Source organism: Ochrobactrum sp. SFR4 (assembly GCF_019730395.1).
In the GTDB taxonomy this organism is placed as follows: Bacteria; Pseudomonadota; Alphaproteobacteria; order Rhizobiales; family Rhizobiaceae; genus Pseudochrobactrum.
On sequence record NZ_JAAPBB010000950.1, the window covers coordinates 1 to 260 of the forward strand.

Annotated in this window: 1 protein-coding gene; it reads right to left on the reverse strand. The window is 54.6% G+C overall.

What is annotated here, in order from left to right:
- Positions 1 to 245: hypothetical protein (locus HBA93_RS21890; RefSeq protein ID WP_221724653.1), on the reverse strand; the 245-nt coding region annotated here is incomplete at its 3' end.
- Between the last annotated feature and the right edge of the window lie 15 nt (positions 246 to 260).

Sequence of the window (260 nt, forward strand, 5' to 3'; positions counted from 1 at the left end):
TCACCAAGCAAAGTGCCATTGACGAAGATCTTGACCACAGTCCCCGCATCCGCCTTACCGGACAATGTCGGGGTGGTATCATTGGTGGTCTCACCCTTGCCCACAGGGCCGATACCAGGATTGGTATCATCCCAGATCTGGGTGATCTCAGGTGTTTTTGGAACAGACAGGTCAATATGGATCGTCCAGCCCGCAGACGGAACGCTCTCATTACCGGCCTTATCGGTCGAGGTCACCGTGAACACATGGGAACCTTCAGC